Genomic DNA, 21,571 nt, shown 5'->3' with positions numbered 1-21,571 from the left:
CCCTTTGCCCTGAAAAGGGCAGGCACCGCAACTGATGGAGAAGATTTGAAAATCCAACTACAGCAAAAAACTCCCCTGATGGCCTATAGCGGCTACGGGGAGTTTTTTGGTCAATAAGGTTTCAATTGAAAGATAGGGCTATTCGGCTACTACCGCTGCCGGTACTGCGTCAATAGAAGAAAACGTCCCGATCGGCAGATGATCGTTCAAGAGTTCCGATTCAGGACTCAAAGCAACCTTCTGTTTCACGCCGGTTGTCCAGTAAAGTGCCATGATCGCAACAGTTGCAACCAGACCGACCAAGTAAGTGGCCGTCTGCAGCCCCATCCGGAATCCGATCGGCTCGCTCAGGATATAGACGACACAGGCATAAAGCATGAATGTTGCAGGCAATAAGGTAACCAGGTAATTTTTATTTTTAAGATACAAGTAACGCGTCGACATCAGCAAAGCGATGACGGCTGTGACTTGGTTTGCCCAGTTGAAGTATCTCCAGATCAGGTTGAAATCCACTTTAGTAAGGAAGAACGAGATGACAAACAACGGGATCGTCATCATCAGGATCTTTTTCATTGAATCCTGTTTGATGCTCATGTAGTCAGCCAAGATTGTGCGCAGACTTCTGAAGGCGGAGAGGCCAGAAGAGATCGGCAAGACGATGACGCCGATGATGGCGACCGTACCGAAGACATTACCCAATAACATAGTGGAAACTTGGTTGACGACAGCTGATGGTGTTCCGGCATCGATCATTTGGCTCAATGTTTGACCATCGAACAAGGCCATGGACGCTCCAGCCCAGATCATAGCGATGACGCCCTCTGCGATCATCATGCCGTAGAAAAGGAAGCGGCCTTCCCGCTCGTTCGTCGACGTCCGGGAAACCATCGGCGCTTGGGTCGCATGGAAACCGGAAATGGCGCCACAGGAAATCGTAAAGAAGATTGCCGGGAAAATCGGTGTGCCTTTCGGATGGAAATTCTGCATAGCGCCCATCGTCAATTCAGGAATGTTATGTCCGCCCGTCAGCAAGCTGATGCCGATCGCAATCGTGCTGATGATCAGGACCGCCCCGAACCAAGGGTAAACTTTCCCCATCGCCTTGTCGATCGGCAAGATGGTTGAGATGAGATAGTAAGCGAAAATCAGCACGGTGATGATGCCGATTGTCATCCAATCAGGCGTAATGCTGGCGATCAGATTGGCGGGTGAAGTGACAAACACAGTGGCCACAAGCATCAAGAGCAGCATGGCGAAGATGTTGACGACATGTTTGACCGGTTTGCCCAAGTATTTGCTGGCCAACTCCGGCAAGTGCGCACCGTCGTTCCGCAAGGAAATCATCCCGATCATGTAGTCGTGGACGGCCCCTCCGAAGATACAGCCCACGACGATCCAAATATAGGCGACCGGACCGTAAAGCGCTCCCATAATCGGCCCGAAAATAGGACCCGTTCCAGCAATATTCAACAGTTCAATGATGGCATTTTTTGATTTGGACATCGGGACAAAGTCGTATCCGTCCTTTAGTGCTTCAGCGGGGGTCGTTCTTTCCGGATCGATGGAAAAGTTCTTTTCGATGTAGCGCCCATAAGTAAAGTAACCTAGAACCAGTAAGGCGATTCCTCCAAGTAAAGTAAGCATCTTTTTTCCTCCTTCAAAATAAATGTGCGGCCAACACGTTTTTTCTATGCCCTTACTTTACTGGAGAAAAAGAAACTTTTGGGTCATTTGCGCCCGAAACGACAAAACTGCAGGCTGAATTGCACGCCTGCAGTTTTGAAATTCATCTATTTTTGGATCAGATGCCTACTTTTCCCTTAAAATCCTTCATATAAGAACGGCTGACGGGTATCTTCAAGCCGTTGCTCATCGTCAGTTGGAATGTATGATTGAACCATGGTTGGATTTCCTTTATTTCCTTCAGATTGATTAGAAAGGCCCGGTGAACCCTCAGGAACGACTGTCCGCTGATCTTTTTCTGGAGCGCACTGAGCGGTTCGTGGATGATGTACTCCATATTTTTCGTGTAGATGGTCGTTTCGCCGTTCTCGATTCCGATCGCAATGATTTCCGGGACCTGCAGTATATAGATCCGCTCGTCCATCTGGATAGGCAGCACCTGCAATCCAGTATCCTTCTGCTTCGGTGTTTCCGGCTCTTCGATCTGTTGCTTGTGGTACTGTCCGTAGGCTTTTTTGACCGCTTGCTGGATCCGGTCCAGCTCAAAAGGCTTCAGGACATAATCGGTCGCATTCAGCTCAAACGCTTTGACGGCATAGTCGTCATACGCCGTGGCAAAAATGATCATCGGCGGCTTCTTCAGTTTGTTGATCTTAGCAGCCAGTGAGAGGCCACTCTCATTCGTCAGGTGAATATCCAAGAAAATCAGGTCCACCGGGTCCTCCAGCATCGTCCCGAGCGCTTCTTCGATCGAATCCGCTTGGGTGATGGCGCTCACGCCTTCGCATTTCCCCAGCAGGTAAGCCAATTCATCCCTTGCCAATGGTTCGTCATCCACAATCAATACCCGCATACTCATCCCTGCCTTTCTTGATAAGGTACCGTGCAATGCACGGTCGTTCCTGTTGGTGAAGATACAAAATGCAATTTGGCCGATTCGCCGAACAGACTAGTCAACCGTTTATTCAGATTATCCAATGCCGATCCTGTGCCTTCCAGCGACGGCACGGCTTCTTTGCCCAGTTTCTCCAAGCGCTTTGTATCGATGCCTTCGCCGTTGTCCCGGACGGAAATGAACACGCCATCGGGACTGCTTCTCACGTCGATCCACACCCGATTGTCGGTTTTCCGGCTGCCGAAAGCATGTTTGAATGCATTTTCCAGCAGAATCTGAATCAGGAACGGCGGCAGCAGCACTTCTTCCATGCCTTCCTCAACGGCAATGTCGACTTGGTAGCGATCAGGAAAACGGGCCTGCTCCAACGAGCGGTAGGCTTCCACTTGCGTCAGTTCCTTCATCAACGGAATCAGGTTGGTGCGGGCGCCTTGCAGATTGGCACGGAAAAAGTTGCTGAGTTGGATCAGCAGCTTCCGCGCCTTTTCGCTGTCCACCCGGATCAAAGCAGAGACCGTATTGATGGCATTGAAAAAGAAATGTGGATTCACTTGCGCCTGCAAGGACTTGATTTCGGCATCCTGCAACAGTTTGCTCTGGAGTTCGATTTCTCCCAATTCGATCTGGCTGGAGAAGATGTTGCCGAGTCCTTCCGCCAACTGCCTTTCGACAAAAGTCAGTTTGGCCGAATCCGTGAAATACAGCTTCAAAGTGCCGATCGTTTTCCCTTGCGCTTTCAGCGGGATGACGAGCGCCGCTTGCAAGGGACAGCCCGGATGGTTGCAGCCGATTTCGTCATGGGAATGGACTTCCCTGATTTCACCTGTCCGCAGCACTTCTTTTGATAATTCGGTCAATATTTCGTTCGAGGCGATGTGGTGATCGCTGGCCGCACCGACATAGGCCAAAATCCGTTCGGTATTCGTGATGCTGACAGCGGATACTTTCATCAATTGTTGGATGATTTTGGCCGCTTCCGTGCAAGAAGCTTCGTTCATGCCGGAACGGAAATAAGGCATCGTTCGGTTCGCCAATTGGAGCACATCATGCGTCTGCACCGCTTTCGTCTGTTCGACTTGGCGCAGCGTGGAGCCGATGATGGAAAGGAAAATGCCGGTCCCCATGCTGTTGACGAGGATCATCGGAAACGCAATGAACGTCACCAGATCCCAGGCAGCCTGAAGATTGCGGCTCAACACCAGGATGCTGAGCATCTGGACTCCTTCCGTCACGGCTCCAATCATAAAACCTTCCTTTATTGTCGGATAGGCATTTTTGCGCATCGTTTTGGCGCCGTACAGACCGGCAATGAGCCCGATCAAGATGGAAGAAATCACATAAATATAGGCCTCTTCCCCACCTTGGAAGAAACGGATGACGCCCGAGATGATGCCGACGGATGTGCCGACCAACGGCCCGCCGATCAGACCGGCGACGCCAATCGTGAGCACCCGCGTGTTCGCCAAGGACGCTCCCTCCGAAAGTTTCATCAGCACCTGGTCGGATACGATGCGGTCCTGACTGATCTCAACGCCTGTATAGTTCGAGATGACCGCGAATATTCCGAATACGACAATCAGCGCCACTTTGGTGCTCAAGCGTTGACGTTCGCCCAATTTGTCCCTGAAATAGTGTGTATTCATCAAAAGGTAGGCCAATATGATGATCAGCCCGACCCGCTCCAATATCAAAATGAATAAATTAAACATGGCCGCTCCTTTCCCGAAAATGATTATCTTCAGTTTACACCAGAAACATCTAATTTGTGCAGAAAAAACGATAGCCCAAGCTTTGCACTTCAGGCTATCGTTCCTTTATCAAGCTATCAGAAGTTATCCGTGATCCGCTGGAATTGGTGATGCAGCTCATCCATCACCACGAAGCGGGCTTCGCGGATCATTTCCTTGCCTTCAACGAAAAGCAACAAGGCCGGAACGGTGAAGACGGTGAATTCACCCGCAACTTCCGGGATGTCATCGGCATTCGCCTGGATTGCTTTGATTGCGGGGAATTCCTCCAGCATCTCCTGCACTTGCGGCCGAACCGCATGGCAGACGCCACAGTTCGTCCGGGAAATGTATACGAATGCCAGCTTATTCTCTGCGATAAAACGACGGATTTCTTCTATTGATGTTGCTTGTTGGAAATTATTTGGATAAAACACAATTTGACCTTCTTCCTCTTTCATTTTTCGCCATTATAGCACGTGAATCGGAATAAGTCCGTTTTGCGGATCGGCCAGCGCTACGGTGCTAAGTTCTCTTTGTGGTTCGCGCATCACCTCCTATTTGAACTCGGGTCATGAAAACGCTATACTGAAAATAAAAAAGGTGGTTTTTCAGATGATGTTCGAACTAAGAATTACGCTTTTGGATGTCGGCATACCAGTCTGGCGGGATATACAATTGGATGACGACACCACTTTCTCCGATCTGCATTTCATTCTCCAAAGTGCATTCAATTGGTCCGATCTCCACCCGCACACTTTCCGGTTTGCCCAGCCGCATAAGGATACATTGGCAGAAGCCGATCGTCTGCGGGACCACATCCAAGGAAAAGACGATAAAATCATTTACACGTACAACATGGAAGAGAACTGGGAACATGAAATCGTCCTGCAAAAAGCCTTCGAGGCGAAGGATGACGTGCTCTATCCCCGTTGCGTGCGCGCCGAGAATCTGGCGCCTGAGGAAGACCATACCCGCCTGGACATCACGGACGGCACACTCGACCTCGCATACAAAGATTCCGGGGAAATCGCGAAAGCGATCAATGAAGAATTGGCCTATCTGAACGTCAGCGGCCTTGGCGAAGGCCTGCCGGGGCTCGATGAAGATGAATGGGTAGCTCTGGATGATGACGAAGATGAATGGGAAGACGACGGCGGCCATATTTGAAGGCATTGTTGCAAAAGGAAATATCTGCAAGTAATCAAAATCAACCGCGTGACCAGTCTCTATTTGTTGGATAATCCGTAATTATTCGACATAATCCTTCCCGAGGGCTGTCGGGTTGTCCGATAACTCGGAAGAATCCGACATAATCAACACCGGGGACTGCCTAGTTGTCGGATAACCCGGAAGAATCCGACAACTTCTGTGGAACATTCTCACGCAATGTCGGATAACTCCCGGTTATCAGACAAATCATTTCAATAAAAACACCTTCTCGCGTTCGAGAAGGTGTTTTTGTTTATTGAGCTGTTTCTGTGATTGCTTTCGTTGCTGTTTTTTTCTTGTAGACAAGATCCAGGATCAAACCTGCAACCGCAACCACGATAGCGACATAAAAAGCTTTAGTGAAGTCACCGTTGTTCGCAGCAGCGATTCCCGCTGTTACTTTAGGTGCAACAAAAGCGGCTGTCGAGTAACCGATGAACACGATACCGTAGTTGACGCCTTGGAATTTCGGTCCGAAGTTATCCATGACCAATGATGGGAATACGCCCATCACACCGCCGAAGCATAGGCCCAAACCAACGATCCCTATCGTAAAGCCGAACATCGATTTGACGAAAATAAGGATCAAGAAAGTAAGAATGATGACACTATACATGATGCTGATAGTCGTTGGCTGACCCAATTTATCGGAAACAGCGCCCCAGATAACGCGACCCATTGTATTGCTGAGAGAATACACACTGACATATACGGCTGCCGCTGCTGCGGATAGGCCGAACATCGATTGTCCGATCGGTGAAGCGTTTGAAGCGATCATCAAGCCTGAGAAAGCACCCATAGCGAACATCAGGATGATCATATAGAATTTTGGATCCTGCAGCATTTCTTTCCAGTTCTTATTTACGACCGCTTTATTCGCGGCTGCAGTAGCCGCTGCGTTCATATTTTTTGGCATGTAATCTTTCGGTGCAACCTTGATGAAGAGGCTGCAAGTGAAGCTGATGATTGCATAGGCGATACCCATCCGCACAAAAGTGTCAGCAACGCCAATACTTTGGATCAATTGGTTCGCGATCGGAGCTGCAATGATGGCCGCTCCGCCCATACCTGCTGTGATCAATCCGGAAGCCAAACCTTTTTTATCCGGGAAGAAACGAATTGTGTTGCTTAGGCAGCCTGAATAAGCGAATCCTTGTCCGAAACCGGCCATCAAACCATAATACACGTATAATTCCGTCAAAGTCGTAGCTGTACCCGCCAAAGCAAAACCGACTCCGAACAATACCGCTCCGGCCATCGTGCTCCATTTCGACCAACCTTTGTCGGTCAAGAAGCCGCCCAAAATCATCGGAATCGGCCCTAAAGCCGCGTTGATTGCGAAGGCTACCATGACCTCAGCCATTGTCCAACCTCTTGCGGCAGACAACGGTCCTGCCAACACGCTGAAAGCATAAACTGCACCCGTACACATCAAGATACCCATCGAGCTGACCAAGACAGCCCAACGATTAATTTCCTTTTTCATAAACAACACTCCCTTATTTTCCATTCGCCATGACGATGTTTTTTAGTTCTCCCCAATTTTCGCGGAACATACCTTCATTCATTACTTTCAAATCATCGGCAATCACCGGTTTGAAGCCCATTTGCCCCAAAATATCTTTTTCCAGATCGACTCCAGGCGCGATTTCGATCAAGCGCAATTTGCCTTTTTCAAGGTCGAATACCGCACGTTCGGTCACATACAATACTTCCTGTTCCACTTCGGACGCGTATTCCCCACTGAAGGTCACTTGTTCAACTTCGGCTACGAATTTCTTCGCTTTGCCTTCTTGGATGATCGTCAAACGGCCATCTTTGACTTCCTGCTGCAAACCGCCGGCAGTGAAGGTCCCTGCGAACACCAATTTTTTGGCAGCTTGGGAAATATTGATGAATCCGCCGCAACCTGCGACACGGTTGCCGAACTTGGATACATTCACGTTTCCGCAAGCATCGGTTTGAGCCAGTCCCAACACGGATAAGTCCAAGCCGCCGCCATCGTAGAAGTCGAATTGCGCATGGTGATCCATGATCGCTTCACTGTTGAAGGCGTGTCCGAAATCTCTCAATCCTGCCGGAACGCCGCCGATCGACCCTGCTTCGGTAGTCAATACCAATTGATCACTGATGCCTTCTTCGGCACCGACAGTCGCTACGTTGACAGGGATCCCTACGCCAAGGTTCAGTACAGCTGAAGGAACCAACTCCATCGCTGCACGGCGGGCGATAACTTTACGGGCATCCAACGGAAGTGCCGTTACAGCATCCAATGGTACTTTTGTGTCTCCGGAGAAAGCTGGATTGTACTCAGTGTTCTCTGTTTGGAATTGATTGCCTGGCTGTGCCACGACAATGTAGTCGACCATGATGCCCGGTACTTTCACGTCTTTAGGATGCAGCGTGCCTGCAGCCGCCAACGTTTCCACCTGAGCGATCACGATCCCGCCTGAGTTTTTGACTGCTTGAGCTACCGGAAGGACTTCCATGTGCAAGCCTTCTTTTTCAAGCGTCAAGTTGCCTTTTTCATCGGCTACCGTTCCGCGGATCAGACCGACATTAATCGGGAATGTAGGGTAGAACAGCCATTCTTCGTTTTCGATTTCAACGACTTTGACGATGTCTTCGGTCGTGCACGGGGAAAGCTTGCCGCCTTCCAGACGCGGATCAACGAATGTGCGCATGCCGACTTTAGTGAACAAGCCCGGGCGTTTTGCGGCGATTTCACGGTACAGTTGGGTGATGACCCCTTGCGGAAGGTTGTAGGCTTCGCATTTGTTTTCGACGATCAGATCGCTGATTTGCGGAGAAGCACTGACGATACCGCCGATCCAACGTTTGATCAGACCTTCGTGCGCCAAATGGCTCATCCCTTTCGTGCGGCGATCCCCTACAGCGCTCGCGTGGATGACTGTCAGATTGTTCGGATGGCCTTCCGCTTTAAAGCGATCTTCGATGGAAATGGCCATTTCTTCGTTCACACAGGCCAACCCGAATCCCGTCAATGCCACTGTGCTGTTGTCTTTGATCAATTTTGCCGCTTCCGCAGCTGTGATTACTTTTGTCATAAGTGTACCCTCCTGTTTGCTCGTTCATTCACATTCATTTGTAAGAAAAAAGCTCAGTCTTACTCTGAGCTTTTTCAGTTTTGATTAATAAGCAATTTTCAATGAGCTAGCGATTGCTTCGGCATCTTTGAACAACGTTTCGATGATTTCTTTAGCAGGACGGATATCGCGGACCATACCGGTGATTTGGCCGGCCATGACCGATCCGTTCTCGACATCGCCTTCATACACGGCTTTGCTCAACGAACCCAACGCCAACTCTTCCAATTCATCACGGGATGCATTGTTGTTTTCCAGTTCCTGGAATTTCGTAAGCATCTTATTTTTGATGGAACGGACAGGTGCCCCGTTGCGGCGGCCTGTAACGATTGTCGCTGTATCATCAGCATCCAGTACCGCTTGTTTGAATGTTGTCGGAACCGGGCATTCTTCAGCAGACAAGAAGAGGGTTCCGACTTGGATTCCTTGCGCCCCCATCGCGTACATCGCAACGACTCCGCGGCCGTCACCGACTCCGCCGGCTCCCAATACAGGGATGTTGACTGCGCTGACTACTTGCGGCACTAAACACATGGTTGTCGTTTCGCCGACATGTCCACCCGCTTCCGTTCCCTCAGCTACGATTGCATCTGCACCTAAAGCTTCCATTTTTTGCGCATGTTTCACGGATGCTACTACTGGAATCACTTTGATCCCTGCCTCTTTGAATTTCGGCATGAATGGCTTGGGTGTGCCTGCTCCAGTTGTAACGACTGTTATACCTTCTTCAATCACGACATCCACCAATTCCGGACAATTGTGCATCATCAACATCAAATTTACCGCAAATGGTTTATCCGTCATGCTTTTGCATTTTTGAATTTCTGCACGCAATTGATCTGCTGTCATCCCGCCTGAACCGATGATACCGAGCCCGCCTGCATTCGAAACGGCAGAAGCGATCTCAGCTGTTGCAATCCGGGCCATTGCTCCTTGAAAAATTGGATATTCTATTCCCAGCATTTCGCATATTGTTGTCATCTATTTTTCCTTCTTCCTTGAATTGTGAGTGATGAGCCTTCACAGACGAATGAAATCGTCGTTGCATTTGCTCACCTTTTCTCTTTATGATTGCATTATAGAATTTATCTGAACTATTGTGAAATAGTAATCTTCACCGGTTTATCATAACCATTTGGTTATATGAAATAATTAGATTTGGGATGTAAAGCTCGTTATTAGTGAGTTTATGAACAAATATAATACACCTCTATTTTAATGGGTCATTCTTCGTCCATATCTTTTTTGTTCTGAATAGATATCATCTTCATAACTCTTCTGTTATAATTGTGATTATTTTATCTTTCACAATTAAAAAATGAGGTACAATAACGCTTGCAATTCTTAAACATTTCCCAGTATAACCAACAGTAGAACAGCACGATTGAAAGGATGACTAAGAATGCTGCAACAGACCACCATCATCGCCTACCTGGATGCCATCGTCAGTGAAGGCACCTTCACTCAGGCGGCAAAGTCTCTATATATTTCCCAACCTTACCTCAGCAAAACCATCACGAAACTGGAAGATGAACTCCAAACCAAATTGGTTGAGCGCAACCGGACGCCTATGGAATTGACCTATGCCGGTGAAAGGTTTTTGACGCACATGAAAAAAATGCAGAACCAATATGAAGATATGGTAAACGAATTGACCATGATCACTAAGCTGAAATACGGCCGAATTCGTATCGGCGTCCATCCGATCATGGGTTCTTTTCTGCTCCCTTTGATTCTGCCGAAGTTCCATGAAAAATATCCCGGCATCGTCTTGAAAATCATGGAACAGGACGCCAAAACAACGGAAATGGATCTGCTGGAAAATAAAGTCGATTTGTACCTGGGCATGATGCCGATCCATAATGAACAACTTTCCTACACGATGCTCGCCGAAGATAAGTGGTGCGTCATCGTTCCGGACACAAGCCCTCTTTACCAGTCCGAATTGAAGGAAATCACAAAATTCCCTTATCCTTTGAACTTGTTGAAGAACGAAACGTATGTGTTGACTACCTCCCAATCCGGTATCCGCAAACAAGCCAACGAATTCCTGAAGCATCTCGATATAAAAGCTGATATCATTATGGAGACCCAGAATATCTCTACGGCGGCGGCCCTTGCCCGAAAAGGCATGGGACTGACTTTTCTGCCCAAAAGTGCGCTTAACAACAGCGAATTAATGGACAGTTACAATATTTTCTATATCGAAACCAGCATCGTCCGCACCCGCTACTTCATTGCCTACAGCAAAGAAAAGACTCTTTCCTCAGTCGACTTGGCCATGATCGATATGGCGAAGGAATTAATGACAGCCTACAGCGACAGCCTTTGAAAAAATATTAAAAAAACGCGCCTTTTCGCTGAGAACCATATCATTTGGCTTTCGGTAGCAGAAGTTGTATCATCAAATTGAGTACAGAAGATTTTCCATGCGTTGTGCACAAGAGCGGATATTTAACCATAGGAGGGATTATCATGGATAAATTATCAAAAGATAACGATCATTCTATCGATGCCACTTGGTTGACCGAAGAGCCCTTTCTGGATATTGTTCCCGAAGATCCCCCTCAAGAAACTGAAATCCTGTATTGCCAGTGCAAAAAACCGTCAAGCGTGTATCAGGAAAGTAACGATCTTGGCCACTGGTTGAAATGCGGAGACTGCAATCGTGTCATCAAAGGCTCGTTCGAAGCAGCAAAGCCTTATTGATCCAAACGAAAAAAATCAAAAAAAGAGCAAGTGAGTGCGTCATTTCCGCACTCACTTGCTCTTTTTTCAAACTAATATAAAAAACACCAGAGATCAGTCTGGTGTTCCGGCGTTTGCTGTTTTCAACCCTTTGATATCCAAAAACTTTTGGCAGAGTTTATCCAATTCCTCTTCCATCACAGCACTCGTCTCAGGTGAATAACTGAGCATTTTTGCCGGATTGGATACCAGATCCAGTAAGGAGTCGGGAACCACTCTATCGCCTTCGACATGAACAGTAATCTGCGGGAAGTAATTCGTTGTTCCACAACAGGCTGATACAAGATAAGCGATCTCATAATGCTCATTGCCCTTGTCGCGGATACGGAAATAGCCATCGCCGATGAATTCCTTTTCCGGTCCAAAATTAGCCAATATAAGATCCAAATCCTTTTTTTCCATTGAGAAAACCCCTTTTCTTCATGAATAAACGTGAGCAAACATTTGCCTGTCAGCAACTTTCTCTTCAGGAATAGTATACCACTCGCGGGCTATTTTGGATATCCTGCCGGGGCGGATCAGAGCTTCTGGTAAGCCTATACCGAGCTGCTGTGATAAAATAAATAAGTAAGCGCTACCAAAAAACAGAAACGGGGTTATCCAGATGACAGAAACAAAATTATCGAAACTGAGGATCACTGGTCAATCGCACAATGGCATCACCACTACGGTAAAAGTCCGCAATCTGCCCGAATTTTTTGTCGATGAATCGGAACGGATGGGCGGCAACAACAAAGGGCCGAATCCGCTGGAGTATCTTTTGGGTTCGCTGGCAGGCTGCACCTCGATCATTGCCTACTATGTAGCCGAACAACAAGGGCTCGCCTACAGAGGCCTGTCGTTCACCGTCGAAGGCACCTTTGATCCGCGCGGTTTTGCCGGAGAAGATGATATCCGGACCTACTTCCAGGAAGTCACGCTCGTGAACCATATCGAGACAGATGAAACCGACGAAGCCATCGAGAAGCTGGCGGCTGAAGTTGAAAGAAGGTGTCCCGTCTATAATCTCATGCTGGATGCGGGCGTCGACATGTCGACTCAATGGATCCGAACCAACTAAAAGAAATGCAAAAGCTCCCGTCAAAACATCGCTGTATAGCTGCAATGTTTTGACGGGAGCTTTTTAGGCTTGAATCACTTGAATTCCCTCAATTTGTTTTCGCTCGGAACCATATGACTTGTATAATTTTCGATTTTGAATGTCAGCCGATCCATTGCCTGCTGCATGACATCGATCCGTTCCTGCAGTTCATGCTGTTGTTCGACCAAAAGATCCATCCTTGCCGGAACAGTCTCTTCACCGCTGCGGAAGAGCGCAAGATATTCGATCAAGGATTCTATCGATAGCCCCGCATTGCGCATCTGGCGACTGAAGGCGATCCACTTCAGATCTTCTTCATCAAATTCACGGACCCCGTTTTCGTTTCTTTTGATCGGTGGAATCAAACCGATCCTCTCATAGTAGCGGATCGTATCGGCCGATACACCCGTTTCCTCGCTGGCTTTCTTTATGTTTATCATCTCGTCCATCCTTTCGGCATCAAAACTTATCCTGACAGTTAGCTTCAATTGTATCCTACACCTTGGAGTGGACTCCAAGTCAAATGGAATTTCCAGGCAAATGGACGGGGCCCGCCTCGACAAGCTTTCAGCCTTGCAACGCAAGCAACTGCAGGATTGTATGCGACACCGCGTCCTCATCATTCGACCTTCCCGTGGTGAATGCCGCCGTGTCCTTGATGATTGGATAAGCGTTCCGCACAGCGAAGCTGTACCTGCCGCTCTTCATCATTTCGACATCATTCATTCCGTCTCCGAACACCATCGTTTCTTCCGGGGTGACCTGCAGCAGCTCCTGCAGATGGGCGACCGTGCTCCCTTTATGCACGTTCAAATCGGTGATGTCCAGCCAGGCCTTTTCCGAAGCGACGATATGCGCCCGATTGCGAAAAGCAGCCAGTTTTTCAGCAGTCTCGATGCAGCGCTCTTGCATATCGCGCACCGTGATTTTGATAAAATCATCCTCGATGCTCCCGAAATCCGCCACCGTAACTACTTTTTTGTAGGATCTCCTGACAGCTGCAGATTCTTCGGGCGACAGATCAGTTTTGATCATGGCGGCTTCTTTCGTACAAGCAATCAACGTATGCCCAAGCTGCATCTCTTCCAGTTCGCGCAGGATGGCACGACCTGTCCGATTCTCCAATAAAGATTCATAGACGACTGCACCATTGCGTTTGATCCGCGAAGCACTGTCCCCCAGGATCCAAAAATCAGCGGCATCTTCGCCGAATATTTCCTCGACGCGCTCGCTCTGCTTGCCTGTGCAGGGCGCAAAGACGACCTCTTGTTCCGTCATCAATTGCTTGACCTGCTTGAAAAGTTCCCTATTGAAATCTCCTTGACTGTTCAGGAAAGTGCCGTCCATATCAGTCAAAATCAACTTGATCATCCGATGTCCTCCATTCCGTTTGTCTTCTTGCTCCCATTATCGCACATTTCTCTGCTACTGGAATGCTGAATGACCCAAAAATGGCATCGGCAATGCATTTCCCGTATAATGGATATTGAAATCACTCGTAAAGAAGGTGCAATTATATGATAACAGTTATCGGCATCACAGCTGACAATCTCGTCCACACAGACATCGATTTGGATGCGACCGACCTTTCAGCCTACAAATGGATCTGGGCCGACTTCAATGAACCTAGCCCCTCCGAAGTAAAATATCTCGAGAAGACCTTCCATTTCCACCCGCTCGCTATCGAAGACTGCCTGCAGATACTGCAGCGTCCGAAGCTGGATTATTATGACGATTACACATTTTATGTGACGCATCACGTTCGCGAAGAAGGTAGAGACCTCTTCAAAGAAGAGTTGGACTTCTTTGTCAGTGAAAAACTCATCGTCACTTTTCAACTCGCTCACTCAAAAGAAGTAGCCTATGTACAGAAACAATTGTTGGCCCAACATAATGCCGAAAACTGGGACCCGTACTTTATTTTTTACAGAATCCTTGATCAGATTGTGGATAATTATTTCCCTTTAATCCACGACATCGAAGACAGGTTGGCTCAACTTGAAGAGGATAATCTGAACAAAACGACTGCCGCATTCATACCAGAATTGATGGAATCTCGGCATCTTCTGCTGGGTCTGCTGCAGACCGTCAATCCAATGCGGGATCTGCTTTATCGCATGCTGAATTCCCAACACCTGGAAGGCGTCCGCAAAAGGCGGAGTTATTTTTCGGATATCCACGATGATTTGCTGAAGGTATCCGAGATGATTACTTCAAACCGCGAGGTGACGACAGATATGCGCGACAGCTATCTATCGCTGAACTCCCATCAGACCAATAATGTGATGAAGGTGCTTACCATCATTACTTCCATTTTTTCGCCTTTGACGTTGATCGCCGGCATCTATGGGATGAACTTTGAACATATGCCGGAATTGACTTGGAAATACGGCTACTTTTTGGCTATCGGTCTGATGTTTGGAATCGGTTTGGCGATGTATCGCTGGTTCAAGAAAAGCGGCTGGTTCTGATCACCAGCCGTTTTTATTGTAATAGGTGGCGACAGGGTATTTTAACTTCCCTGTTTCCAGATAGCTGCGGAAATCATCCACCGCGAAGAGATCACCTGGCTCAAGCAAAAAGAAATAGAGGCGGGTTGGACAACGTTTACTTTTGGTCAAGATATGATTGTTTCCACCATAGACGTACCACCAGATTTCGAACAGTTCTCCTCTGAAGGAAAACTTATCATCCAACAACGTAAACTCAGAGCAGCCTTTTCGTTCCAACAGATCGGCGATATCCAGTTTTTTTCTCCAGATTCCTTTTTGCATCAACCTCATTTTCCTCACCCTATCCATCAGCCATCATTTCTGATTTACATGATATTTCTGCACCACGACTTGATTGCGCTTGTTCTTCCTACCATAAATTACGATTGCGTTCCCTTCGGTGACCTGATACAAAAAATCCAGCGAGTGCGCGCGAATCAGGCAATTCTGTTTCTCTTCCTTGTCCACCGTCAGCGTGAAGCGGATCAGTGGCGTCTCTTCCAGTTTGAGAATTTTGATCTTTTCCACTGAGCCTTTCAGGCAAATCCCATTTTCCATATCAGTCACATCCTTTAACACCATAATACGAACATGCGTTCTTTTTGTCAACTGTTTCCTTATCGGAAAAACCGCTCAAAGCATTCTTTTCCTTTTGGGAATAATAAGGGAACATGTTAAGATGTTTTAAACATAAGCGGATGCTAAAAACTGATGGCTCAAACCGGAAAACGCTTGCATCCGACGAAAGGAGGTTTCGCCATGCCCATCAAACTGATCGCCGTCGATATGGACGGAACATTCCTGGACAGCAGGAAAAAGTTCAACAAGGAACGCTTTGATGCCCTCTATAAACGCATGCTCGAAAAGGATATCCGTTTTGTCGTGGCCAGCGGGAACCAATACTACCAACTGCGTTCTTTTTTTCCTGAAATACAGGATAATATTGCTTTTGTAGCGGAAAATGGCGCTTTCGTCGTGGATTGCAACAAAGAACTGGCCATCGGTGAGATGACGCAAGAGACCATCGATAAAGTGCTCCGGACCTTCAAGGAACTGGACGCCTGTTCGCGATTGGTCGTTTGCGGCAAAAACAGCGCCTATGTCGACAGTTCCGTTTCCGATTACTTTTACCAAAACACGAAACGCTTCTATCATCGCCTGAAGCGGGTGGATTCTTTTTCCGAAATAGATGACATCATCTTCAAGTTTGCATCAGGTTTCGCAGAAGATGAGGTTCCTGCCCTCTTGGAACACTTCATGCGCGAAGTGGGCGATGTCGTCTCGCCGGTGCCGACCGGCCATGGTTCGATCGACCTCATCATCCCGGGCATGCACAAAGCTTCCGGTATCCAGTTACTTCAAAAGCTGTGGGGCATCTCCGATGAGGAGACCGCCGCATTCGGAGACAGCGGGAATGACATCGAGATGTTGGAGCATGTGGCCTACAGCTTCGCGATGGCGAACGCGGCCGATGACGTCAAAAAGGCCGCCAAATTCTGTACCCTTTCGAACAACGAAGAAGGCGTGTTGGCTGCAATCGAACAACTGCTCGAAATGGAGTAAACGAAAAAGGAAGATGTCCCCGCCTCATATTGAAGCGGGATGCATCTTCCCTTTCTATTCTTATCAGGAAATCAAGCCTGTCAAAAAGGCCAATAATTCATACTTTTTCTCTTCCGGCATTTTTTTGATTTGAGCAGTCAGTTTCTTTTCCACAGGGCTCATTTCCGTATTGAAAAATTCCGCCAAGGTGACCCCAAGTACCTCACAGATATGGTTGAGCGTCTTCAAGGACAATTTAGTCGAATTGTGTTCGATGGCTGAAATGAAGGAAGGCGAAACGTCGATTTGCTCAGCCAACTCTTTCGCCGTTATTTTGTTCAGTTTGCGTAATTCCTGAATGCGACTGCCTACTTCCATGCGTATCTGATCCTCTTTCCTTTGATTCAACATTTCTTTTTACATACTAGCACACCCCAGCTTAAAATTTAAAGCTTTTTAACTCTTTTTTAAACGTATCATTCAAAATATACACCTATGAATAAATTTTTATTCCCCTTTATTCTGTTATGTGTTAACATATATTTTTGTGAGCACGTTCAATAATTTTTTAAATCAAAATAGACACTATTTTTTCAAGAAGGAAGGTATTTATGCAACAATACAAGCAAGAATGGTTCGGCAATATCAGAGGGGATATCCTAGCCGGTATCGTCGTCTGTCTGGCGCTTTTCCCAGAAGTCATCGGCTTCATGATCGTCGCAGGGGTGCCACCGATTGTCGGAGTATACGCCACTTTTTTCATCACAGCCATCGCAGCCTTTTTTGGCTCCAGCAAAGGCATGATTTCAGCCGCTGCTGGGTCAGTTGCCTTGGTCCTGGCCCATCTGGTCGCTGAATACGGCATCCAGTACCTTTTTGCTGCTACGATTTTGGCAGGTATCCTGCAGGTCGCGCTTGGCTTATTAAAGGTAGGCACCTTGATGCGCTACATTCCGAAGCCTGTCATGACCGGTTTCGTAAACGGCTTGGGGATCATGATGTTCACTTCGCAATTGGATCATTTCCAAGGCAGCCTGCTTTTGCCGCTCCTGGGTCTGTTGGGAATCGCGATCATTTTCCTGTTTCCTAGAATTACGAAGAAAATCCCTGCGCCTATCGTTGCGATCTTGGTCATCACCGCGATTGTCCTGGGTTTTGGCTTGGATGTGAAAACGTTGGGCGACATGGGCTCCATCTCTACGGATTTGCCGCGCTTCGGCATCCCGGCTGTTCCGATGACAGTGGAAACTTTGCGGATCATTTTCCCAACTGCACTTTCGGTTGCTATCGTCGGATTGGTTGAGTCCCTGTTGACTGCACAATTGGTCGATGAAATCACTGAAGAGAAGAGCGACAAAAATCAGGAAACGTTGAGCCAAGGTCTCGGGAATGTCGTTTCCGGATTCTTCGGCGGTATCGCCGGTTGTGGCATGATCGGTCAAACAATCATCAACCTGAATTACGGCGGCCTTGGCCGTCTTGCGACTTTCCTGTCCGGATTCTTCATGTTGTTGTCCGTTGTTCTTTTAAACGGTTCTGTCGTGCAGATTCCGGTTGTCGCTTTGGCGGCGGTCATGGTCGTTGTCTCTATTGAAACCATCAATTGGGATTCGATCAAACGTTTGCGCACGAACCCTAAAAACGAAAGCTTCGCTATGATCCTGACCGTCGCCATTGTTATCGGAACGCATAACTTGGCTTACGGTGTCGTAGCCGGTACTTTGGTCAGCGCCATCTTCGCTGCTTTCAAAATGTCCCATCTCCATGTTGCGACAGGGACTGCTGATGATGATCACCACTACAAAGTGGACGGCCACCTTTACTTCGCTTCCGCCGAAAAATTCCTGGACTTTTTCGCTGAAGAGATCGAACAGGAGGAAGAAATCGTTATCGACATCAGCGCCATGACTCTATGGGATTCCACTGCTGTCGAAGCGATCGACAAGCTCATTACCCGCAACAACAAACGGGGTGTAAAAACGACGCTTACCGGTGCGAACACGCAAAGTTCCGCTCTTTTCAAACGGATTTCGATCCACACGGAAAAATAAGAAAACTCACAGGCTGCCTCTCGAGGCGGCCTTTTATCATCTTCTTCCTCCGGCGAGCGTGATCTTCGCCGGAGGACGGCTATCATTCCGAGTTGCGTTCTCCGATGAACCAAGCTTAATCGGAGGTGAGGCTGATTGTTACAGGTTGCCTCCGACGAAGGGGTCACTCACAGGAGCTGTGTATACATTTCGGCGCTCTGTTCCAAAAAAGACAGGCTTTCCCACAAAAATGGGTAGCCTGTCTTTGTCGTATTTTCTGAACTAAAATCTATTTACACTTCCACCAGGTCAAATCGTGTAATGATGCCAAGCAGATTTTCCGTATTTTTGCCGCTGTGCGTCACCAGTAATGCATCGATTTTTTGGTTGTCGAATAGCGCTTCCGCCTCATAAATGCTCGCATCTTTTTTGACGAAGGCAAAATTATCCTTGTTATCGTCCAGTACAAGGATATCGCGTGCCAGCGTTCCGCCGATCGACACGGTTGCCTCATGCGCATGTTGGGACAGCCAGTGCGTGATGCCATTTTCTGTCAACAAGCCCATCACTTTTCCTTTTCCGTCTTTAATCGGGAATTGCGTCAAATCAGTGTTCCTGATCGTTTCGAGGACAGCGGATAGCGGGGTAGTTTCCTTGAAGAATTTCACATCATCCGATTTGATGTCGAAAGCCGTCTTTGGTTTCAACAGTTGTTCATGGATTGCTTTGATCATAGTCAGTGACTCCTCATTGACGAGCACCAGATCGCTTTGGTTTCCGTGGCTCAAGAAATTGCGCAGATCCCCTAGTATCTGGAAGTCATCCCGCTTCCTTTTCACAAAACTGTCGTAGCGCGCGGCGTTCTCCACCAACTCATAAAAGCTATAGTAGGATTTCCCGCGATTGGGCTTGTACGTCTTGTTGAAGAAACTCTCGATATCATTGAAATAACCCATAAATGCTTCGTTATTGCTATTCAATCGCCTTCACCCTCTCTCAAATTGATCTCGTTATGCTTCTATTCTAACAAGTCAAAGCGGGAAATACGAATCCAAAGCCTTTCATCCAAAGACGCTTGCTGCAACCGTTCTTCACATTGGCCTCCGAATTACTCCGAGCGTATAATGATATTATGATCGATAAGAAACGGAGGAAATGATATGACCACAGCGAATATCATGCTTTATGTAGAAGATGTGGAAGCGAATGCCGATTTTTGGAAACAATATCTCGATTTCAAAGAGGTCGACCGCTTTGACTTTGGGGATTCCATCAGCATTGTGCTGGCGGTGAACCCTACGTGTAACCTGCAGCTGTTCGACATCGATTTCATCAGAAAGAATTCACCGGAAGTGGCCTCCAACAAGCCTTCTTTATTGTTCGACATCTCTGATTTCGATGGACTGTACGCGCGCTTCAAGGAAAACAACGAGACGGTCGGCGAAATCATCGAAATGGGCGGCGCCAGAACCTTTAACTTCCCCGACAGGGACGGCAACTACTACGCCGTCCGGGAAACGGCTGAATAAGCAGACCAAGCGCTCCGAACAAAGTTAAGTCAAATAACCACCGGATCCGAAGGGGAAACGCCTTGGATTCGGTGGTTATTTCGTTTTTTATGACCCTCGTTTTACTCCGAAAGATAGATCAAGTGGATGCCGTCTAGGCCAATCCGTTCAAATTTATCCAGCCTGAACTTCCGAATACGCTGATCCGTACTGCTCCCGAACTCGAACAAAGAAACGGAATCGGAAACGCCTTCGACAAGCGGAGCGATGATCAGGCTGATTTCATCGACCAAGCCTTCGCTCGCGAACGATCCGTTCACAAATCCTCCGCCGACCAGCATGAAAGTTTCGATGCCAAAATGTTTGTGTAGCTTATCCAAGGCATCCGTCATGGACAATGGTTTGCTCTTCCCCGCAAAGATGTAGGAAACGCCCACTTTCCTGAGATGGGCCAGATACCGGTCCGAGACCCCCTCGCTCAAAATCGTGACGATATGGTCGCCTTTTCTTTCCGGATACTCGTCACCGATCACATTCGTTTGCCAGCCGAGTTTCCCTTCCGGATCGACCGCGATTGCGTAAGAGTTGAATGCAGCCGGGTGAATGTAATCTTCCCTCGGGATGGCTTCATCCGAGTAAACGAACAGATCCACTTTGTTCCCGAAGGTGATGTGCTGCTCAAACGTGATCCGCCCGCAGATCCAATTGTCCGAAGAGTAAGCTTGTAGCGTCTCCTCATAGGCTTTCCCGTACGGCCCAAATTCGACCGCACTTAAATAGTGCCCTGCCGCACGTCCATCTATTGACATAGCCATATGGCAAATCACCTTGTAAGATCTGTTCATTTCATTTTCCTCCGTTCCGAATCTTAGTTGATGATTCCATCATAAACCCTTGAGGCTAGTTTAAGTCAATAAGAAACTGTCAGGAAAATATGCTCAGATGGCCTCGCGATTGAAGGAAAACTCAAAATCTATCCCCAGCTCCGGCGAGGCCCCCGCTCGCCGGAGGACAACGGTAACTATCGCCCCTATCTCCGGTGAAGCCCGCCTCATCGGAGAACATATACAAAATGCAAACTTACCTTCGGCCAAGCCTCTGTTCGCCGGAGTTGAGAGTCGGATCTTTCGTTCAGCGATATGTTAGCAGCTATTCCGAAGTTTACGGCAAAAAGAGCCGCCTCAACTTGAGACGGCTCCCATAATTATTCTTTTCTTATTTCCCAATCAACGCAATGATCTCCTCCAGCACAGCTTCCCCGTCAAGGATTTCATAATTTTCCCTCGAAATCAACTTGTAAGGCACTGCCTTATAAGTCAAGAAGTCCTTCAGCCGCGCGATTTCGTATTTAGATTGCGGGCCGATCATCAGCGCATCGATCGATTGGCTTTGGATTGCCTGCTCCGCGATGATCGCCGGCGCGGAGTAGACATGGATGTCCAGTCCCCTTTCATCCGCCGCGTTCTGCACATTCTTCACCAGCAAGCCGGTCGTGATGCCTGCCGTACAAATCAATAAGGCTGTCTTTTGTTCGGTCATCTGCTTC

The 21,571-nt window shown here is 47.9% G+C and carries 24 protein-coding genes; 8 read left to right on the top strand and 16 right to left on the bottom strand.

The window, feature by feature from the left end:
• Positions 1 to 138 precede the first annotated feature (138 nt).
• From ACKPCD_RS03585 to ACKPCD_RS03570, 4 genes are all read right to left on the bottom strand, one after another.
• Complete coding sequence (locus tag ACKPCD_RS03585) at positions 139 to 1,644, bottom strand: carbon starvation CstA family protein (RefSeq protein WP_321434028.1); 1,506 nt, start codon at positions 1,642 to 1,644, stop codon at positions 139 to 141.
• A gap of 157 nt (positions 1,645 to 1,801) precedes the next feature.
• A complete protein-coding gene (locus ACKPCD_RS03580; protein ID WP_276645767.1) occupies positions 1,802 to 2,536 on the bottom strand; it encodes a LytTR family transcriptional regulator DNA-binding domain-containing protein in 735 nt (244 codons plus the stop codon).
• 2 nt (positions 2,537 to 2,538) lie between these two features.
• A complete protein-coding gene (locus tag ACKPCD_RS03575; RefSeq protein WP_321434027.1) occupies positions 2,539 to 4,287 on the bottom strand; it encodes a LytS/YhcK type 5TM receptor domain-containing protein in 1,749 nt (582 codons plus the stop codon).
• Positions 4,288 to 4,403: 116 nt separating this feature from the next.
• Positions 4,404 to 4,742, bottom strand: coding sequence for a thioredoxin family protein (locus tag ACKPCD_RS03570; RefSeq protein WP_288927687.1), 339 nt, complete (start codon positions 4,740 to 4,742; stop codon positions 4,404 to 4,406).
• Positions 4,743 to 4,920: 178 nt separating this feature from the next.
• Between ACKPCD_RS03570 and ACKPCD_RS03565 the strand changes: the two genes are divergently transcribed.
• Complete coding sequence (locus tag ACKPCD_RS03565; RefSeq protein ID WP_321434026.1) at positions 4,921 to 5,475, top strand: plasmid pRiA4b ORF-3 family protein; 555 nt, start codon at positions 4,921 to 4,923, stop codon at positions 5,473 to 5,475.
• A 295-nt stretch (positions 5,476 to 5,770) separates the two neighbouring features.
• Here the strand turns inward: ACKPCD_RS03565 and ACKPCD_RS03560 are convergent, their stop codons facing one another.
• From ACKPCD_RS03560 to ACKPCD_RS03550, 3 genes are all read right to left on the bottom strand, one after another.
• On the bottom strand, positions 5,771 to 7,003 hold the full coding sequence (locus ACKPCD_RS03560) for an L-lactate MFS transporter (protein ID WP_321434025.1): 1,233 nt from the start codon (positions 7,001 to 7,003) through the stop codon (positions 5,771 to 5,773).
• 13 nt (positions 7,004 to 7,016) lie between these two features.
• Entirely contained in the window at positions 7,017 to 8,585 is a 1,569-nt protein-coding gene (locus ACKPCD_RS03555) for an acyl CoA:acetate/3-ketoacid CoA transferase (RefSeq protein WP_321434024.1), read from the bottom strand.
• Positions 8,586 to 8,669: 84 nt separating this feature from the next.
• The gene (locus ACKPCD_RS03550; RefSeq protein WP_321434023.1) at positions 8,670 to 9,605 is read right to left on the bottom strand and encodes a nitronate monooxygenase; all 936 of its coding nucleotides are present in this window, start codon (positions 9,603 to 9,605) and stop codon (positions 8,670 to 8,672) included.
• A gap of 421 nt (positions 9,606 to 10,026) precedes the next feature.
• On the opposite strand from ACKPCD_RS03550, the gene ACKPCD_RS03545 reads away from it, so the two are divergent.
• Together ACKPCD_RS03545 and ACKPCD_RS03540 are read left to right on the top strand one after the other, a co-directional pair.
• Positions 10,027 to 10,956, top strand: coding sequence for a LysR substrate-binding domain-containing protein (locus ACKPCD_RS03545; RefSeq protein WP_321434022.1), 930 nt, complete (start codon positions 10,027 to 10,029; stop codon positions 10,954 to 10,956).
• A 143-nt stretch (positions 10,957 to 11,099) separates the two neighbouring features.
• The gene (locus ACKPCD_RS03540) at positions 11,100 to 11,333 is read left to right on the top strand and encodes a hypothetical protein (RefSeq protein WP_321434021.1); all 234 of its coding nucleotides are present in this window, start codon (positions 11,100 to 11,102) and stop codon (positions 11,331 to 11,333) included.
• Positions 11,334 to 11,426: 93 nt separating this feature from the next.
• On the opposite strand, the gene ACKPCD_RS03535 is transcribed toward ACKPCD_RS03540, so the two are convergent.
• On the bottom strand, positions 11,427 to 11,774 hold the full coding sequence (locus ACKPCD_RS03535) for a hypothetical protein (protein WP_086990091.1): 348 nt from the start codon (positions 11,772 to 11,774) through the stop codon (positions 11,427 to 11,429).
• Between the two features lie 202 nt (positions 11,775 to 11,976).
• Between ACKPCD_RS03535 and ACKPCD_RS03530 the strand changes: the two genes are divergently transcribed.
• Entirely contained in the window at positions 11,977 to 12,432 is a 456-nt protein-coding gene (locus ACKPCD_RS03530; RefSeq protein WP_321434020.1) for an OsmC family protein, read from the top strand.
• A 74-nt stretch (positions 12,433 to 12,506) separates the two neighbouring features.
• Here the strand turns inward: ACKPCD_RS03530 and ACKPCD_RS03525 are convergent, their stop codons facing one another.
• Both ACKPCD_RS03525 and ACKPCD_RS03520 read right to left on the bottom strand, forming a co-directional pair.
• The gene (locus ACKPCD_RS03525) at positions 12,507 to 12,890 is read right to left on the bottom strand and encodes a MerR family transcriptional regulator (protein WP_068561589.1); all 384 of its coding nucleotides are present in this window, start codon (positions 12,888 to 12,890) and stop codon (positions 12,507 to 12,509) included.
• 130 nt (positions 12,891 to 13,020) lie between these two features.
• Positions 13,021 to 13,824: an HAD-IIB family hydrolase gene (locus ACKPCD_RS03520; protein WP_321434019.1), complete on the bottom strand. Its 804-nt coding sequence runs from the start codon at positions 13,822 to 13,824 to the stop codon at positions 13,021 to 13,023.
• A gap of 146 nt (positions 13,825 to 13,970) precedes the next feature.
• Between ACKPCD_RS03520 and corA the strand changes: the two genes are divergently transcribed.
• Entirely contained in the window at positions 13,971 to 14,924 is a 954-nt protein-coding gene (gene corA / locus ACKPCD_RS03515; RefSeq protein WP_321434018.1) for a magnesium/cobalt transporter CorA, read from the top strand.
• On the opposite strand, the gene ACKPCD_RS03510 is transcribed toward corA, so the two are convergent.
• Both ACKPCD_RS03510 and ACKPCD_RS03505 read right to left on the bottom strand, forming a co-directional pair.
• Complete coding sequence (locus tag ACKPCD_RS03510) at positions 14,925 to 15,236, bottom strand: hypothetical protein (protein ID WP_321434017.1); 312 nt, start codon at positions 15,234 to 15,236, stop codon at positions 14,925 to 14,927. It lies immediately after the preceding gene.
• Between the two features lie 24 nt (positions 15,237 to 15,260).
• On the bottom strand, positions 15,261 to 15,503 hold the full coding sequence (locus ACKPCD_RS03505) for a hypothetical protein (protein ID WP_068561522.1): 243 nt from the start codon (positions 15,501 to 15,503) through the stop codon (positions 15,261 to 15,263).
• Between the two features lie 201 nt (positions 15,504 to 15,704).
• Between ACKPCD_RS03505 and ACKPCD_RS03500 the strand changes: the two genes are divergently transcribed.
• Complete coding sequence (locus ACKPCD_RS03500) at positions 15,705 to 16,508, top strand: Cof-type HAD-IIB family hydrolase (protein WP_321434016.1); 804 nt, start codon at positions 15,705 to 15,707, stop codon at positions 16,506 to 16,508.
• A gap of 63 nt (positions 16,509 to 16,571) precedes the next feature.
• Here the strand turns inward: ACKPCD_RS03500 and ACKPCD_RS03495 are convergent, their stop codons facing one another.
• Positions 16,572 to 16,865 carry a type II toxin-antitoxin system RelB family anti-toxin gene (locus ACKPCD_RS03495; RefSeq protein ID WP_068561524.1) on the bottom strand — a complete coding sequence of 98 codons (294 nt, stop codon included), beginning with the start codon at positions 16,863 to 16,865 and terminating at the stop codon, positions 16,572 to 16,574.
• Between the two features lie 233 nt (positions 16,866 to 17,098).
• Between ACKPCD_RS03495 and ACKPCD_RS03490 the strand changes: the two genes are divergently transcribed.
• The gene (locus ACKPCD_RS03490) at positions 17,099 to 18,538 is read left to right on the top strand and encodes a SulP family inorganic anion transporter (protein ID WP_321434015.1); all 1,440 of its coding nucleotides are present in this window, start codon (positions 17,099 to 17,101) and stop codon (positions 18,536 to 18,538) included.
• 272 nt (positions 18,539 to 18,810) lie between these two features.
• Here ACKPCD_RS03490 and ACKPCD_RS03485 read toward each other — a convergent pair whose 3' ends face one another.
• Positions 18,811 to 19,497: a CBS domain-containing protein gene (locus ACKPCD_RS03485; protein WP_072763807.1), complete on the bottom strand. Its 687-nt coding sequence runs from the start codon at positions 19,495 to 19,497 to the stop codon at positions 18,811 to 18,813.
• A 180-nt stretch (positions 19,498 to 19,677) separates the two neighbouring features.
• Here ACKPCD_RS03485 and ACKPCD_RS03480 point away from each other — a divergent pair, with 180 nt between their 5' ends.
• On the top strand, positions 19,678 to 20,046 hold the full coding sequence (locus ACKPCD_RS03480) for a VOC family protein (RefSeq protein ID WP_086630157.1): 369 nt from the start codon (positions 19,678 to 19,680) through the stop codon (positions 20,044 to 20,046).
• 101 nt (positions 20,047 to 20,147) lie between these two features.
• Here the strand turns inward: ACKPCD_RS03480 and ACKPCD_RS03475 are convergent, their stop codons facing one another.
• Positions 20,148 to 20,870 carry a dihydrofolate reductase family protein gene (locus tag ACKPCD_RS03475; protein WP_321434014.1) on the bottom strand — a complete coding sequence of 241 codons (723 nt, stop codon included), beginning with the start codon at positions 20,868 to 20,870 and terminating at the stop codon, positions 20,148 to 20,150.
• A gap of 370 nt (positions 20,871 to 21,240) precedes the next feature.
• The gene (locus tag ACKPCD_RS03470) at positions 21,241 to 21,564 is read right to left on the bottom strand and encodes a PTS sugar transporter subunit IIB (RefSeq protein ID WP_086630159.1); all 324 of its coding nucleotides are present in this window, start codon (positions 21,562 to 21,564) and stop codon (positions 21,241 to 21,243) included.
• Positions 21,565 to 21,571: the final 7 nt, after the last annotated feature.

Origin of the sequence: Trichococcus flocculiformis (genome assembly GCF_963662535.1) — a bacterium.
GTDB classification, from domain to species: domain Bacteria; phylum Bacillota; class Bacilli; order Lactobacillales; family Aerococcaceae; genus Trichococcus; species Trichococcus flocculiformis.
The sequence above is the reverse complement of the archived record's forward strand: the minus strand, read 5'-3'. Positions and strand labels throughout refer to the sequence as shown.

Bases quoted from the DNA above. Each gene is read 5' to 3' on its own strand.
- ACKPCD_RS03585 (WP_321434028.1), bottom strand. From the start codon at position 1,644: ATGCTTACTTTACTTGGAGGAATCGCCTTACTGGTTCTAGGTTACTTT.
- ACKPCD_RS03580 (WP_276645767.1), bottom strand. From the start codon at position 2,536: ATGCGGGTATTGATTGTGGATGACGAACCATTGGCAAGGGATGAATTG.
- ACKPCD_RS03575 (WP_321434027.1), bottom strand. From the start codon at position 4,287: ATGTTTAATTTATTCATTTTGATATTGGAGCGGGTCGGGCTGATCATC.
- ACKPCD_RS03565 (WP_321434026.1), top strand. From the start codon at position 4,921: ATGATGTTCGAACTAAGAATTACGCTTTTGGATGTCGGCATACCAGTC.
- ACKPCD_RS03560 (WP_321434025.1), bottom strand. From the start codon at position 7,003: ATGAAAAAGGAAATTAATCGTTGGGCTGTCTTGGTCAGCTCGATGGGT.
- ACKPCD_RS03555 (WP_321434024.1), bottom strand. From the start codon at position 8,585: ATGACAAAAGTAATCACAGCTGCGGAAGCGGCAAAATTGATCAAAGAC.
- ACKPCD_RS03550 (WP_321434023.1), bottom strand. From the start codon at position 9,605: ATGACAACAATATGCGAAATGCTGGGAATAGAATATCCAATTTTTCAA.
- ACKPCD_RS03545 (WP_321434022.1), top strand. From the start codon at position 10,027: ATGCTGCAACAGACCACCATCATCGCCTACCTGGATGCCATCGTCAGT.
- ACKPCD_RS03540 (WP_321434021.1), top strand. From the start codon at position 11,100: ATGGATAAATTATCAAAAGATAACGATCATTCTATCGATGCCACTTGG.
- ACKPCD_RS03535 (WP_086990091.1), bottom strand. From the start codon at position 11,774: ATGGAAAAAAAGGATTTGGATCTTATATTGGCTAATTTTGGACCGGAA.
- ACKPCD_RS03530 (WP_321434020.1), top strand. From the start codon at position 11,977: ATGACAGAAACAAAATTATCGAAACTGAGGATCACTGGTCAATCGCAC.
- ACKPCD_RS03520 (WP_321434019.1), bottom strand. From the start codon at position 13,824: ATGATCAAGTTGATTTTGACTGATATGGACGGCACTTTCCTGAACAGT.
- corA (WP_321434018.1), top strand. From the start codon at position 13,971: ATGATAACAGTTATCGGCATCACAGCTGACAATCTCGTCCACACAGAC.
- ACKPCD_RS03510 (WP_321434017.1), bottom strand. From the start codon at position 15,236: ATGAGGTTGATGCAAAAAGGAATCTGGAGAAAAAAACTGGATATCGCC.
- ACKPCD_RS03505 (WP_068561522.1), bottom strand. From the start codon at position 15,503: ATGGAAAATGGGATTTGCCTGAAAGGCTCAGTGGAAAAGATCAAAATT.
- ACKPCD_RS03500 (WP_321434016.1), top strand. From the start codon at position 15,705: ATGCCCATCAAACTGATCGCCGTCGATATGGACGGAACATTCCTGGAC.
- ACKPCD_RS03495 (WP_068561524.1), bottom strand. From the start codon at position 16,865: ATGGAAGTAGGCAGTCGCATTCAGGAATTACGCAAACTGAACAAAATA.
- ACKPCD_RS03490 (WP_321434015.1), top strand. From the start codon at position 17,099: ATGCAACAATACAAGCAAGAATGGTTCGGCAATATCAGAGGGGATATC.
- ACKPCD_RS03480 (WP_086630157.1), top strand. From the start codon at position 19,678: ATGACCACAGCGAATATCATGCTTTATGTAGAAGATGTGGAAGCGAAT.
- ACKPCD_RS03475 (WP_321434014.1), bottom strand. From the start codon at position 20,870: ATGAACAGATCTTACAAGGTGATTTGCCATATGGCTATGTCAATAGAT.
- ACKPCD_RS03470 (WP_086630159.1), bottom strand. From the start codon at position 21,564: ATGACCGAACAAAAGACAGCCTTATTGATTTGTACGGCAGGCATCACG.